The following is a 13,399-nucleotide window of genomic DNA, read 5'->3' as shown; positions in this document are numbered from 1 at the left end:
TCCCCAGCAGCGTGCCCGCGTCCGGTTCATGCGGTCCAAGACACTTCCGTGCGACATGATGCGAATCTGGCATAAGCTCTGGTCGTGGACTTGGTCGGCTGCTGCAAAGCGTTCGTGAGCGTGACCGAAGCGGGGAGCTTCACCGGCGGCGCGGCGGTCGCGCGGATCCCGCAGCCGGTGGCGAGCCGCCGGATCGCCGCGCTCGAGAAGCACCTGGGGGAGCGGCTGTTCGACCGGTCGACGCGGCGGGCGCGGCTCACGCCGTTCGGCCGGGACCTGCTGCCGTCCGCGCAACGCCTGGTCCGGCTCGCCGAGGCGATGGAATCGGACGCCCAGCGCGCGCGTCGGCGGCCGTTGCGGCTGGCGGTCCCGGACACGTCGACCACCCGCGACCTCGCCGAACTCGAGGCGCAAGCGCGGACGGTGGAGGTCTTCCTGGAGTTCCGCGTCGCCGGGCCGGCCGAGCGGGCCGAACTGGTGCGGACTCAGGAGGTGCGGGCCGCACTCGTGGCGGTGCCGCCGGAGGACGGGGTGTGGACGGTGCCGCTCGGGCTGGCGAGCGAGGCCGAGCCGGACGAAGCCGTGGTGCACCTGGAAACCCTGCGCGCGGGCCGGTCTCGCGGGGCGCGCCGCCGGGTGTGGGTGCAGCCGGAGGACGACGTGCCGCATGTCCGCGACCGCGTGTTCCGCGCCCGCGACGCGGCCGGGCTGCTGCCCGCGCAGGTCGAGGTCGCCGGGACGCTGACGACGGCCGCGGCGAGCGTGATCGGGTCGGCGGATCTGCTGTTGTGCTCGGCGGACCAGGCGCGGGAACTGGGACTGGCGTGGCGTCCGGTGGGCGGTGTGCGGCTCGCGCGGGGGTACGACGTGGCGGCGGGGCTGGGCGACGACGTCGACCGGGTGCGGACGCCGTTGCGTGCCGCGATCGCGCGGTGCCTGGGGGCGGAGGTCGCGACGGGGGAGCGCGCTCGCCGTCCTGGCGCGGGCGGTGCGGCAGACTGGCGCCGTGAACACTGAGGCGCTGCTGGCACGGCTGCGGGACGAACTCGACGAGGGCGGGCTGCGAGGCTCGTTCCTCGTCCGCGATCTCGGGTCCGGCCGCGAGATCGGGATCGAGCCCGACCTGGAGTTCGCGACCGCGTCGCTGGTCAAGGTCCCCCTCGTCGCGGTGACGCAGGACCGGATCCGGCGCGGCGAACTGGACGGCGCGCGGCAGGTGGAGGTCGAGCCCGGGCGTGCCGAGAGCGCGGGGCCGACCGGCCTGGCGCGGTTCCGGCATCCGGCGCGGGTTTCGGTCGAGGACCTGATGTACCTGGCCTCCGCGATCAGCGACAGCGCGGCGGCCGACGAACTGTTCGCGCTCACCTCGCCCGCGGAGGTCACCCGGACGGTGCGGGACTGGGGCATCACCGGCATCTCGGTGCGGCATTCGCTGAGCGAGCTGAGCGACACGCCGGTGGAACGGTTCGGCGCGGCCGAGGTGCACCTCGCGCATTCGCTGGCGATCGGCGCGGTGACCGAGGGACAGGGACATCCGGTGCGGCAGCTGGACGTTTCGCGTGCGAGTTCCGGTTCGGCGCGCGCGTTCACCGATTTGCTGACCGCGTTGTGGACCCCGTCGAAAATCGACCCGGACGTGTCCGCGCGGGTGCGGCAGCTGATGGGCGAAAACCTGCTGCGCCAACGGCTGGCCCCGGATTTCGCGTCCGATTCCGCGAAGTGGTCCTCGAAAACCGGGACGCTGGTGAACCTGCGGCACGAGATCGGGGTGGTGGAGCACTCGGACGGCCAGGCGTTCGCGGTCGCCGCGCTCACCGAATCCCGGGTGCCCGCGGCGATCCAGCCGGAAGCGGAGATCTTGATGGCGCGGGTCGCGCGGGCGTTGCGGGACCACCTGCGGGCCCGCGGATAGGCCGGATCCGCCCTCGCGGCGAATCCGGCCGTTCCGCGTCAGGCCAGGCCCAGCAGCGTGAGGATGAGAACGATTCCGTGCGTCTGCATTTTCCCGCACCTCCCTCCCGGATCCAGGCACGGAAAACCCCGGCCGCGAAATAGTGCTCTTTCGCGGCTGATCGGCTTTCCGTGATTCTCGGCGAACCGCCCGGAACGAGCGGCGTGCACCCAGAATGCGATCCGGGAACGGGTGCGGACAAGGCGTTTCCTGTTTCCTCGAAAGCAGGAAACGCGCGCCTAGCGCAGTGTCGGGTTTCCCCAGGCCAGCGCGGCCGGGCGGGTGGTGCGGGCAGCCGGGCCCGCCGCGGGACGGCGGATCTCGAGCCGCAGCCGCCGGACGCCGGTGACGTCGAGTTCGGTGTGCCGCGGACTGCCGGACGCGGAATGGTCGAGGTGCCGGATTTCGCCGTCGAGCCGGACGCAGAACTGCCCGATCTGGAAATCCGCGTCCTCGGCGTCGTCGAGCACTCCGGCGACCGCGGTGAAATGCGCGTAGGAGCCGCTGAGGTCGATTTCCGCGAACGCCCACGCCCCGGAAGTCGGCCCGGCGGTGCGGAAAACGACGCTGTGCTCGTAGCTGATCCCGTCGATCCGCGCTGAGCCCGCGGTGATGTCCGCGCTCTTGTCGCGCCACGGCAGTTCGGTCGCCAGTACCGGCCCTGGCGCGGAATCCGTTGCTCCGCGCCAGATCCCGCGCACCGGACGTTCATTCTGGCTGCGCCCGGTGATCGCGGAGATCAGCCCGGCGACGCCGTCGTCGGTGAATTCGGGAATCCGGAAATGCGTGGTGGAATACGGGGTGAGAAACGCCGGGATGTCTTCGACCGAAGCGCCGGGCAGCACCACCGGCAGGATGCGGCTGGTCTCGCGCTCCAGGTCGCGGGTGAGCGCGTCGCGCATGATCCGCGCCTCGAACTGGGAGCCGCGGCCCTCGTCGAAGGGCGCCTCGCCGTCCGCGCGCCGCCGGTAGTTCGGCGAGGCGATCACCAGCACGAAATCGGCGGCGTGGATGTTCCGGATCGCCCAGGCCGACCAGTCGATCCGGGAGGCGTCGTCCCATTGGTCCAGCCGGACGTCGAGGCCGATCTTGGCGCGGAGGAAGGTGGCGAAGGTCCCGACCTGCCGGTAGTGCTCGGCGGCGGTGTCGTGGGCGTAGCTGATGAAGATCCGGGGTGCGGCGGGGGCGGACATCGGGCTCCTCGAATTTCCGGCGGCAGCGACCGGTCCAGTCTCGGGTCCGGCCGGCGGCAGCGGGTTTTCGGCCACAAAGTGTCCAGAATCTGTCCCTTGCCGGGGTCTTCGCCAAAGGTATCGTCGTGGTCCGAGGACGGGATCGCCAGGACGCGGAAATCGACGGGGAGCGCTGCCCAGGTGTACCACTACGACGTTTTCATCAGTTACGAACGGCGCGCCGAGGCCATCTCCAAATGGGTCCGCAACCATTTCCACCCGCGGCTGTGCGAACTGCTCGACGGCAACCTCGACCGGGACGTCCAGGTGTTCTTCGACGGGTCGGTGCAGGTCGGCGGCAAGTGGCCGGACGAACTGCGCTCCGCGTTGCGGCACACCAGGATCCTGGTCCCGGTGTGCTCGCCGAAGTACTTCTACAACGAGTGGTGCCTCGCCGAATGGGCCTCGATGGAACGCCGCGAAGAACTCGCCGGACGGGACCGCCCGGCGACCCTGATCTACCCGGTCATCTACTGCGATTCGAAAAACTTCCCGCCGTACGCGCACCAGCGCCGGATGAAGAACCTGACCGAGTGGAATCATCCGTACGAGCAATTCCAGGTCTCGGCCAAATACATCGGTTTCCACGACGAGATGAACCGCATCGCGACCGAGATCGAAGAACTGCTCAGCGCCGCCCCGGCGTGGCGGCCGGACTGGCCGGTGCTGACTCCGCGGCCGGACGTCCCGCCCGCTTCCCGGTTCCCGAGGCTCTGAGCGATGACGGGCGTCGTGATCACTTTCTATTCCTACAAGGGCGGCGTCGGCCGCAGCTTCACGCTGGCCAACATCGCGGTGCTGCTGGCCCGCTGGGGACACCGCGTGCTGTGCATCGACTGGGACCTCGAAGCACCGGGTCTGCACGAGTACTTCCGGCCGAAGCTGGACCACGATCCGCAAGGCGGCGTAGTCGATCTCGTCGCCGATTTCCGGGCGGGCACCGTCCGGCCGAACCGGCACGTCCTCCCGGTCCGCCTGGACAACGTGCCCGGCGCGCTGGACTTTCTCGCCGCGGGCGGCGAAGGCCCCGAGTATCCGGGACAGGTGCAGGGAATCGACTGGGAAGGCCTGTACGACGAGGAATTCGGCGAGTATCTCGAACGCTGCCGGGAAGCCTGGACCTCGGAGTACGACTACGTCCTGCTCGACAGCCGCACGGGAATCTCCGACGTCGGCAGCATCTGCACCGCGCACCTGCCGGACCGGCTGGTCGTCCTCTACACCGCGAACATGCAGAGCGTGCGCGGCGCGGTCGACGTCGCGCGCCGGGCGAATGTCGCGCGGAACGCCCTGCCGTACGACCGTCCGCAGCTTCCCGTGCTGCCGGTGCTTTCGCGGTTCGACACGCGCGAGGAGTACGACCGGTCGGAAAGCTGGCGGGAGATCTGCCTGAAGGAGACGCGGAGCCTGTTCGACAGCTGGCTTGACCAGGACGTTCCGCCCGCGGTGATCGCGCGCCACCTCACCTTGCCTTACGTCTCGTACTGGACCTTCGGCGAGCAACTTCCGGTGCTGCTGGAGAAAAGCCCGGGTGCGGACCAGATCGGGTTCGCGCTCGAGACCGTCGCCGCGGTGATCGCGCATTCCTTCGACCGGACCGAACTGCTGGCCGAAAACCGCGACGCGTACGTGGCCGCGGTGCGCACCCGGACGCAGAGTTTCGCCTACGACATCCAGGTCAGCATGCCCCGGTCGAACCTCGAAGTTTCCCGGGAGCTGGTGGCGGAACTGGAGACTCTCGGCATCCGGGTGGGCCGTTCGCTGTCGGGCGACCGTTCTTGGCTCGGCCGCGCGGAAACCGACGCCCGGCACCTGTGCCTGGTGATCGACGGCAAGGCGAGCCGGTGGCAGCTGGCGGAGGTCGAGTTGTTCCTGCACCGCACGCTCGGCCAGGACCGCAGGCTGATCCCGGTGCTCACCGAGGGAACCGACTCGCGCGAGCTGTCCGGCTACCTCGGCAACCTGCGGCATCTGCGCCTCAGCGCGCTGAACGGCCCGGCGAAGGTCGCGCGGAGCCTCGCCGACGAGATCGGCGCCGGGCGGGCCCTGGTCGACACCGGCCAAGCGGACCTGGTTTCCCTGCTGCGGCAAGCCGAACACGTCCGGCTGCGTCCGGAACTGTGGGACCTCGTGGGCGAGTTCGCCAGCGAACTGCCCGCCGTCGTCGGAGCCGGGGACAGCGTGCGCGCGCAGGAGCTCGGCGCGGACCTGGCTGTGGTGCTGCGCCCGCGCCACGACAACGGCGCGATACCGCCGCCAGTGCCGGTCCAGAAGGCCCTGGCGTGGGCCCAGCAAGTGCTCGACGTGCGGGTGAACGGCAACTAGCCGCACCAGCCAGACACCCGCCCGCGCCCGCGGCCGGGATGCCCCGAGGAAGGACGGCGGATGCACGAACGACTGAGCCACAAGCAGTCCGCGGCGATGATCGCGCTGATGGTGCACGGCAAGGAGATGACGAACCCGGAACTACGAGACGCCGCGGGCTTCGCGCTCGACGGGAAGGACCGGGTCAAGCTCAACCAGCGCTACGTCAGCAGCAGGAAATCCGGCCGCGCGTTCGCGCATCAGCTCACCGACGCCGGCTGGGACTGGTGCGCGGAGGAACTGGCCGCGCTGTCCCCGCCGCAACCGGTGCGGAGCACGCTGACCGTGGTGGCTTACCTGGCGCTGAACAAGTTCTTCGAGTACCTGCGGCTGCACAACGTTTCGCTCAAGGAGGTTTTCGGCGGCGCGGAGGGCAACGCGCCGCAGGCGGTCAACCTCAAGGAAATGATCGTCAAGGCCTACCGCGAACTCGCTCGCGAGCCCCGGGGCTGGGTCGGGCTGGCCGATCTGCGGTCGTCGCTCGGCGACGCCGAGACCGCCGAGGTCGACGCGGTGCTCAAGGAGCTGAGCCGTACCGGGCAAGCGAAACTGGTGCCGGAATCCAACCGCAAGGTGCTGACCGCGGCGGACCGGGCGGCGGCTGTGCGCATCGGCGGTGAAGAGAACCACATGCTGTCCATCGAGGCGTCATGATCGAACATCTGGCCGTGCTGGCGACTTTGCGGTTCGACTGGGCGGACACGCCCGACCACGTGTGGCGCGATTCGCCGTACCACGTCGACGGGCTGCACGCGGACGTGATCGCCGCGATCGACGTCGGCATCCGCGACGCGGCGGCGAGCGACGGGCCGAGCCCGATCGGCCTGGTCATGCAGGGGATGAAGGGCGTCGGCAAGACCCATCTCCTCGGGATGGTCCGGCGGGCGGCGCACCGCGCGGGCGGGTACTTCTTCCTCGACGACCTCACCGCGGGCGACGCGTTCTGGGAGAACACGGCCGACGCGTTGCGCCGCGGCCTGCTGCGCACCGACGACTCCGGGGAGACGCAGCTGCGCAGTTTCGTGCGCCGGGTCTGCGAACGCGGCGACGTGTCTTGGGAAGCGACCTCGGCGTTGCTGGGCACGGGCGCGCTGACTCGCGCGCACCTCGACGCGTTCGTGCTGGGGCTGCGCAAGCTCGACCGCCAGGTCGCCGTGGAATGCGCGGACACGGCCCGCGCGCTGGTGCTGTACGCCGCGGAAGACCTGACCCAGAACGAGATCGGCGACGAGTACCTCGGCAGTTCCGAGGAATCGAAATCCGGCGTCCGCCGGAAGTGGGGCATCCGGGCGAAGGCGAAGTCCGCGCTGGGGCAGGTGCACGACATCACGCGGCTGCTCGCGCTCACCGGTCCGCTCGTGATCGGGGTCGACCAGCTCGACACGCTCATCGCCCGGTCTTCGTTGCAGGCTCGCGAAATCGGGCACCGCGGCGAGGAAGACTTCCTCGTCGCCCAGATCGCCGACGGCCTGATGGAACTGCGCGAGGTCACCCGGCGGACGTTGACCGTGCTCGCCTGCCTCCCGACGACGTGGATGCTGATCAAGGACAAGGCCTCGGACACCGTTCCGGACCGTTTCCGCGAAACGCTGACGCTCGGCCGGGTGCTCGACGCCGAGGTCGGACGGCGGCTGGTGGAGCGGCGGCTCGGAGTGGCTTACGCCGCGATGGATTTCACCCCGCCGCATTCGACCTGGCCGGTCGCGCCTTCCGCGTTCGACGGGCCGTGGGAGGAGTACACCCCGCGCGAACTGCTGAAGCGGATCGGCGCGCACATCGACGCCTGCGTCCGCGCGGAACGGGTGCAGGAGCTGACCAGCTTCGACACCGACGCGCCACCGGTGCTTTCGGCCCGCGCGGAACCGAAGCCGGACCGCTTCGCCGAACTCGACGCCTGGTTCGAGCAGCTGCGCGCGGCCGCGGATCCGTCGGCGCTGCTCGACCACAAAGTGGAAGACGAGGTGATGCCCCGGCTGCTGTCGGCCGCGCTGCGCGGCTGGATCACCGAGGTCGGCGACGACGAAATGGAGTGGGACGCCCGCGGCAGCGAGGACGAACTGCACGCGTGGCTCACCCACACCCTCGACGAGGATTCCGATCTGGAGGAACATTGGGCGTTCCGGGCGATCTCCGTGCGGCATCCGCTCGCGGTGCTCAACCGGTTCCGCAAGGCGCGCTCGGCCGCGGGACTGCGGCCCGGGGCGGACAACCGCCACCTCGTCCTGATCCGGAACTCCTCGTGGTCCAAAGGGGAAAAGACGCAGGCCGAGATCCGGGCGTTCGAAGCCGCCGGAGGGAAGCGGCTCAAGATGTCCGAAGCGGACGTCCGCACGTTCTGGGCGCTGGACGAGATGTTCGCCAAGGGCGGCCCGGACGTCCACGAATGGCTCATCGACCGCAGGCCCGCGCGGCGCTCCCAGCTGCTTTCCGGAGTCCTCCCTGATGCCGCGGTGCGCTCCGGCGGCCCCGCGAGCCCAGCCCCGCTGCCAGCAGATAAGCGACCCGTGCACCCGGCACCCGCCGCTCAGCCCTCCCTCTTCACCCAGACCCCGCGCTCAAGCCGCAACGGAACCGCCCAAGCCCCGCGTTCGGACGGAACCCACCCGCCGCCCGACGGCGCCCTCACCCTCGGCACCGAAACCGGTTCCGGCAAACCCATCCGCATCGAACTCTCCGCCCTGCGCAAGCACGCCGCCGTCTTCGCCGGTTCCGGGTCGGGGAAAACCGTGCTCCTGCGCCGGATCATCGAAGAATGCGCGCTGCTCGGCGTGTCGTCCATCGTGCTGGACCCGAACAACGACCTCGCCCGCCTCGGCGACGCGTGGCCGAGTCCGCCGAGCGGTTGGGGTCCGGAAGACGCCCAGCTCGCCGAGCGCTACTTCGAGGAAACCGACGTCGTCGTCTGGACGCCGGGCCGCGCCACCGGGCGGCCGCTCGGGTTCGAGCCGTTGCCGGACTTCGCGGGGGTGCTCGACGACGAGGACGAGTTTTCCGCGGCAGTCGAGGTGGCGGTCGCGGCACTCGCGCCGCAGGCCCGGCTCACCGGCAGCACCGCGAAGGCGGACATCGGACTGGCCGTGCTGCGGCAGACGATCGTGCACCACGCCCGCACCGGGTCGCGGAGCCTGCCGGAGCTGATCGAGGTCCTCGAAGACCTCCCCGAGGGCGTCACGAATCTCAACGGCGGCCGGAAAATCGCCGCTGAGGTCGCGGAGCTGCTCAAGGCGGCGATGGTGAACGACCCGCTGTTCGCCGGAGCCGGCACCCCGGCCGACCCGGCGGTGCTGCTCACCCCGGCCGACGGCAAGCGGGCGCGGATCTCGGTGATCAGCTTCGCCGGGCTGCCCGCCGAGGCGCAGCGGCAGAGCTTCGTGAACCAGCTGCAGATGGAGCTGTTCGCGTGGATCAAGCGGAATCCGGCGGGGGACCGGCCGCTGGGCGCGCTGTTCGTGATGGACGAGGCGCAGACGCTCGCGGCGTCCGGGTCGCTCACCGCGAGCACGCGCAGCACGATCGTGCTCGCCGCGCAGGCCCGGAAGTACGGGCTGGGGCTGCTGTTCGCGACGCAAGCCCCGAAGGGCCTGCACAACCAGATCGCCGGCAACGCGATGACGCAGTTCTTCGGGCGGCTCAACAGCCCGGCGCAGATCGCCGCGGCGAACGAGATGGCGCGGGCGAAGGGGAGTCCGGTGGCGGACATCTCGCGGTTGGAGCGGGCCCAGTTCTACGTGTCCGGCGAGGCGTTCGGGTTCCGGCGGGTGTCGACGCCGCTGTGCCTGAGCCACCACCCGGCGAGCCCGCTGCGGCTCGAGGAGGTGCTCGCGCGGGCCAGGGACGGGGAGGGGTGAAACAAGCGGCCCGGACCCGGGGATCCGTCCGGGTCCGGGCCGCCCGCGATCAGACGCCCGCGACCGACTGGATCCAGTCGCGGTACTGGGTGACGTTGATGTAGGCGGTGTAGGACTGGCGGTCGCTGGTGGAGGCGACGCCGACCTGCTTGCCGTTCGCGTACATCGGGCCGCCGGAGTCGCCGCCGGCGGTGATGCCGTCGCCGCGGTTGGCGCACACCGAGACGCCGGCCGCGCCGTCCGGGCAGTCGACCGAGGTGACCTGGACGTTCGCCACCTTCAGCACCTGCGACTGGCAGTTGATCTCCGGCTGGTCGGTGCAGGTCGCGCCCCAGCCGTAGACCTGCGCGGTGTCGCCGACGTTGACGTCGCTCGCGGTGCCCAGCGGCGCGTACTCGGTCTGGACCTTCTGGTCGATCTGGACCAGCGAGATGTCGGCGTCGGGGGAGTCGTGCACGGACGTCGCGGAGACCTCGGTGCCCTGGGTCTGGTCGAGGCTGCCGACGTGGAAGGTGATCTGCTTGCCGCCCGCGCCCTGCGTGCAGTGCCGGGCGGTGAGGATCCAGTCGGGAGCGATGATCGTGGCCGAGCAGAGCTCCTGGCCGCCGGCGAACATCCGGGCGGCGGCGTGCAGGGAGTCGGCCGTGCTGCCGTCGATGATGGCGGGCTGGGCGGGGGCGGCGGTGGCCGGGGCCGCCGCGGCGACGGCGGCGAAGGCCAGGCCGGACAGGACTGCGGCGGTACGCGCGATTCGCACTGGTGATCATCTCCGGTGGGTACGGGGAGTGTGGTCAGGTACTGACCCACCGTCGTGAATGTCGGTAAATGACGGAACCCGCCGAAGGTCGGGGCGGTTCAGTTCCCGACTTTCGTCGTGGGACAAGCGGACCAGCGCGCGTTGACGAGCCGCCGACAAGGACTGTGAGCGCGGTCACCGTGCCCGGAGGGCCAGAATGGTGTCGGGTGGACGAGCGGGCGCGACGGGCCCCGCCTGGACAGGGAGTGCTGCACGCGGATGGAAGCCGGCTCACAGGGATCGGCACGGCTGAAGTCGTCGTACCGCTACGACGACCTCGACGTGCTCACGCTGCTGCTGGCGGGGGAACTCGACGCCGGCACCGCGCTGGTGGTGGTGCGGGCGGTGACGTTCGCGCTGGCCAAGCGCCCGATGGCGCTGGTGCTGGACCTGACCGGGCTGACCGAATTGAGCGACGCGGGCGTGCACGTCCTGCGGGCCGCGCAGGACCGCGCGGCCGCCGAGGGCGTGGTGCTGCGGCTGCTCGCGCATCCCTCGGGCGCGGCGGGCCGCAGGCTGGCCGAAACCGGGATGACCGGCGTGTTCGACATCTACCCGGACCGCACGGCGGTCCGCGTGGAGACCGACCGGATCGCGTTCCTGCGCCGGATGAAACGGCGGCTCGACGCGGGCTGAGCCGGTCCGGACCCGGGCGTTCCGGGCCCGCCCGCGCCGCCGAAGTGGCCCGAGCGGGTGAACTTCGGGGATTTTTTTTCTCCAGTGGTCCGGACCAGTTCCGGCGATGTTGCGAGTTCACGCCAGCAGCGCTTCGGCGAGTCCCTGCTCCTGGATCGAGTCCCGCAGTTTCGCCAGCGCGCGGCATTGCGTCACCCGGACGTTGCCCGGCGACATCCCCAGCGCCTTCGCCGTTTCGGCCGACGTGAGGCCGACGACGACGCGCAGCGTCAGGATTTCCTGCTGCAGCTTCGGCATCCCGGCCATCAGCCTGCCCAGCGAAGCGCCGAGGTCGGCCGTCATCGTGTGCGATTCGGGGCCGTCGCCCAGGTCGGGGTTCTCCGGGACGTCGGACACCGGCCGCGAGCGGTCGCGCGACACCGCGCGGAACGCGTCGGCCACCTTGTTCGCCGCGATCGCGCGCACCAGGTGCAGGAACGATCCGCCGCGGTCCTCGTAGCCCGGGACGGCCTGCAGGACCGCGATGCACACCTCCTGCGCGACGTCGTCGGCGGACAGGTACGACAGGTCGCGTCCGCCGATGCGGGCGCGGCAGTAGCGCGCGATCACCGGTTTCAGCAGCGCAAGCAGTTCCGGAGCCGCGCCGGGGACCTTGTCGCGGGCCGCGCGGACCACGGTTTCCAGCCGCTGCGCCAGCTCGGACAGACGCGGCAGCGCGGACAGCGGGACATAGCCTTCGACCGGTTCGGGCACGGTGGCGGTGGACATAGGGGTCGTTCCTTTCGTACGGGCGGCCGCGGTGGTCTCGCCCGCTCGATCCGGGAATCGGCCGCCCGGGCGCCGGTGTTGCGCCCGCGCAGGTGTTGTCCAGCTTCTGTCCGTTGCGCGGCAACGGAATCCGCACGGACCTGGACAGATCTTGGACAGGTTCCGCCGGCGGGTAGCGCGGCGCGGCGCGGCGCCGATCCCGGTGCGGTCGGAGAAATCCCGAGCGGGAAGGGGAATCGCGATGATCACGCACTGACCGGCGCCGGGCCCGGCCGGGGAGGTTCAGCCGGCCGGGCTCCACCGGATGCCGTAGGCGAACCCGGGCGCGAGCCGGTCGAACCGCAGGTGCACCTCGCCCGAGCCGTCCGGGCTCACCACGTCGCCGCGCGCGCCCAGATCGCGTGCGTCGTCCTGGAACACGCGGTCCAGCCGCACGATTTCGGTCGGCGGCGCGGCCGGGAAGCGCACGTGCAGGTCGAACCGGTCGACCGGATGCCGCGGCACGCACACGTAGTGCGGATGCCGGAACTCCGCGCGGAACCGCAGCGCGAGGTCGTGCGTTTTCCCGCGCGGCAACGGTTCGGCCAGCTGCAGCGCCAGCCCGACCCGGTCGTTCGACTCCATCGCGCGGCGGACCAGCGTGCCGCCGTGGAAGACGTCGACGTCCAGATCGCTTTCCCGCACCGGCCCGGACGCCGTGGACGTGGTGGTGAGGGTGAGCGCGAGGTCCAGTTCGGCGAGGTCGTCGGCGTCGGCGACGATCCGCCGGAACTCGAACACCTCGGGCCGCTCCTGGTCCAGGGCAAGGGACACGCGCAGCAGTTCGGTGTGCCAGCTGCCCTCGGGCGCGGGCCGCCCGCCGCCCTCGCGCGGGCCGGCGAGCGCGAGGTGCGCGACGTGCTCGATGCCCTCGTCGATGCGCCGCCGGATCGTGCGGTCGTCGCGGTCGAGCTCGCGCGCGGCCCAGTGCACCCGCTCCTGGTAGAACGGCTTGCGTGCCGGTTCGTGCATCGCGAACGCCGCGAGCACGGCGATCCGGAGGTCGTCCGGGAGCGTCTTGGCCAGCGGTTCCAGCACGTGCGCGAGCCGGTCGCGGATCTCGACGTTTTCCGCGTTGTCGGGAATCCCGCACACCTCGCGCAGGACCGGGCCGACCCGAATCCCGAGCGGAGTGGTGAAAACGCCGCGCCCCTTCCGGAGCACTTTCAATTCCGCGACCAAGTCCGCCGCGTTCGGTTCCACCCGTTCCTCCCTCGCGTCTCCCCGCCCGCAGCCACTGTTCCGCAATGCGGGCGCGGATGTCCAGCCTCGCCCGGGCCCGGCGCACGGACTGTGACCGGAATGATTTCCCATTCCCGCGTCCGGCTGGTGCGGCCGGGTTTATCCGGGGCGGAAATTCGCTCGGATGGCTCCTTCCCGAAACGGCGGGTGACTGTTCCAGTCGGGGACAGCTGCGCCGCTTTCGATCCCGCGACCGGGGCTGGCACCCTGCTCATCGGAGCGGAATGCCTTTCGCCGCGTTGCCTCCGGTTCCCCGTTCACGCGATTAAGGTGGAAACGGGAAACTCCTTCCCCGATTGCCGCGCGCTCCCGCATTCTCGGGACAAGCCGCTGATCAGGCAGGCGGAAATCCTCGGAAGGAGCTTGTCGTGAAGGTCGTCTGTTCGTTTTCTCTGCTGGTGCGCGCCGCGTTGTGGCTCGCCGCGGCCGCGCTCGTGTCCGGAGTCGCGCTCGGCCATCCGGGCGGACCGGCTCCGGTCGCGCCGCCGGTGTCGGTGCGGACCGCGCCGTGACGAAACCCCGT

General features: G+C 70.7%; 12 protein-coding genes. 8 read left to right on the top strand and 4 right to left on the bottom strand.

Annotated features, from left to right (window positions below):
* The first annotated feature begins 78 nt into the window (after positions 1–78).
* The gene (locus WA670_RS24300; protein WP_442893128.1) at positions 79–1,017 is read left to right on the top strand and encodes a LysR family transcriptional regulator; all 939 of its coding nucleotides are present in this window, start codon (positions 79–81) and stop codon (positions 1,015–1,017) included.
* Positions 1,007–1,912: a serine hydrolase gene (locus WA670_RS24295; protein ID WP_275291823.1), complete on the top strand. Its 906-nt coding sequence runs from the start codon at positions 1,007–1,009 to the stop codon at positions 1,910–1,912. The genes WA670_RS24300 and WA670_RS24295 overlap by 11 nt, the downstream gene beginning before the upstream one ends.
* Before the next feature lie 278 nt (positions 1,913–2,190).
* Here the strand turns inward: WA670_RS24295 and WA670_RS24290 are convergent, their stop codons facing one another.
* Positions 2,191–3,144, bottom strand: coding sequence for an SEFIR domain-containing protein (locus tag WA670_RS24290; protein WP_336158954.1), 954 nt, complete (start codon positions 3,142–3,144; stop codon positions 2,191–2,193).
* A 180-nt stretch (positions 3,145–3,324) separates the two neighbouring features.
* Here WA670_RS24290 and WA670_RS24285 point away from each other — a divergent pair, with 180 nt between their 5' ends.
* From WA670_RS24285 to WA670_RS24270, 4 genes are read left to right on the top strand one after another with little or no spacing between them, the layout of a single operon-like run.
* Positions 3,325–3,900, top strand: a complete 576-nt coding sequence (locus WA670_RS24285; protein ID WP_336158953.1) for a TIR domain-containing protein — start codon at positions 3,325–3,327, stop codon at positions 3,898–3,900.
* A gap of 3 nt (positions 3,901–3,903) precedes the next feature.
* Positions 3,904–5,508 carry a tyrosine-protein kinase family protein gene (locus WA670_RS24280; protein ID WP_336158952.1) on the top strand — a complete coding sequence of 535 codons (1,605 nt, stop codon included), beginning with the start codon at positions 3,904–3,906 and terminating at the stop codon, positions 5,506–5,508.
* 60 nt (positions 5,509–5,568) lie between these two features.
* A complete protein-coding gene (locus tag WA670_RS24275; RefSeq protein WP_238607136.1) occupies positions 5,569–6,201 on the top strand; it encodes a hypothetical protein in 633 nt (210 codons plus the stop codon).
* Positions 6,198–9,395, top strand: a complete 3,198-nt coding sequence (locus tag WA670_RS24270; protein WP_336158950.1) for an ATP-binding protein — start codon at positions 6,198–6,200, stop codon at positions 9,393–9,395. The genes WA670_RS24275 and WA670_RS24270 overlap by 4 nt, the downstream gene beginning before the upstream one ends.
* A 49-nt stretch (positions 9,396–9,444) precedes the next feature.
* Here WA670_RS24270 and WA670_RS24265 read toward each other — a convergent pair whose 3' ends face one another.
* Positions 9,445–10,152 (bottom strand): S1 family peptidase, encoded by a 708-nt coding sequence (locus WA670_RS24265; RefSeq protein WP_037819510.1) that lies wholly within the window; start codon positions 10,150–10,152, stop codon positions 9,445–9,447.
* Positions 10,153–10,410: 258 nt separating this feature from the next.
* Here WA670_RS24265 and WA670_RS24260 point away from each other — a divergent pair, with 258 nt between their 5' ends.
* Positions 10,411–10,827 (top strand): STAS domain-containing protein, encoded by a 417-nt coding sequence (locus WA670_RS24260; protein WP_009076775.1) that lies wholly within the window; start codon positions 10,411–10,413, stop codon positions 10,825–10,827.
* Positions 10,828–10,944: 117 nt separating this feature from the next.
* Here the strand turns inward: WA670_RS24260 and shbA are convergent, their stop codons facing one another.
* Together shbA and WA670_RS24250 are read right to left on the bottom strand one after the other, a co-directional pair.
* Positions 10,945–11,595 carry an RNA polymerase sigma factor ShbA gene (shbA, locus tag WA670_RS24255; RefSeq protein WP_336158949.1) on the bottom strand — a complete coding sequence of 217 codons (651 nt, stop codon included), beginning with the start codon at positions 11,593–11,595 and terminating at the stop codon, positions 10,945–10,947.
* Positions 11,596–11,877: 282 nt separating this feature from the next.
* The gene (locus WA670_RS24250; RefSeq protein WP_107051229.1) at positions 11,878–12,837 is read right to left on the bottom strand and encodes a hypothetical protein; all 960 of its coding nucleotides are present in this window, start codon (positions 12,835–12,837) and stop codon (positions 11,878–11,880) included.
* A gap of 407 nt (positions 12,838–13,244) precedes the next feature.
* Between WA670_RS24250 and WA670_RS24245 the strand changes: the two genes are divergently transcribed.
* The gene (locus tag WA670_RS24245) at positions 13,245–13,388 is read left to right on the top strand and encodes a hypothetical protein (protein ID WP_205670120.1); all 144 of its coding nucleotides are present in this window, start codon (positions 13,245–13,247) and stop codon (positions 13,386–13,388) included.
* Positions 13,389–13,399 lie beyond the last annotated feature (11 nt).

Source organism: Amycolatopsis sp. VC5-11, from assembly GCF_037034185.1.
Lineage (GTDB): Bacteria > Actinomycetota > Actinomycetes > Mycobacteriales > Pseudonocardiaceae > Amycolatopsis > Amycolatopsis nivea.
This window is presented reverse-complemented; position numbering and strand designations above follow the sequence as displayed.

What these genes read in the sequence shown, in the direction of transcription:
- WA670_RS24290 (WP_336158954.1), bottom strand. Translation starts at nt 3,144, where the DNA reads ATGTCCGCCCCCGCCGCACCCCGGATCTTCATCAGCTACGCCCACGAC.
- WA670_RS24280 (WP_336158952.1), top strand. Translation starts at nt 3,904, where the DNA reads ATGACGGGCGTCGTGATCACTTTCTATTCCTACAAGGGCGGCGTCGGC.
- WA670_RS24275 (WP_238607136.1), top strand. Translation starts at nt 5,569, where the DNA reads ATGCACGAACGACTGAGCCACAAGCAGTCCGCGGCGATGATCGCGCTG.
- WA670_RS24270 (WP_336158950.1), top strand. Translation starts at nt 6,198, where the DNA reads ATGATCGAACATCTGGCCGTGCTGGCGACTTTGCGGTTCGACTGGGCG.
- WA670_RS24260 (WP_009076775.1), top strand. Translation starts at nt 10,411, where the DNA reads ATGGAAGCCGGCTCACAGGGATCGGCACGGCTGAAGTCGTCGTACCGC.
- shbA (WP_336158949.1), bottom strand. Translation starts at nt 11,595, where the DNA reads ATGTCCACCGCCACCGTGCCCGAACCGGTCGAAGGCTATGTCCCGCTG.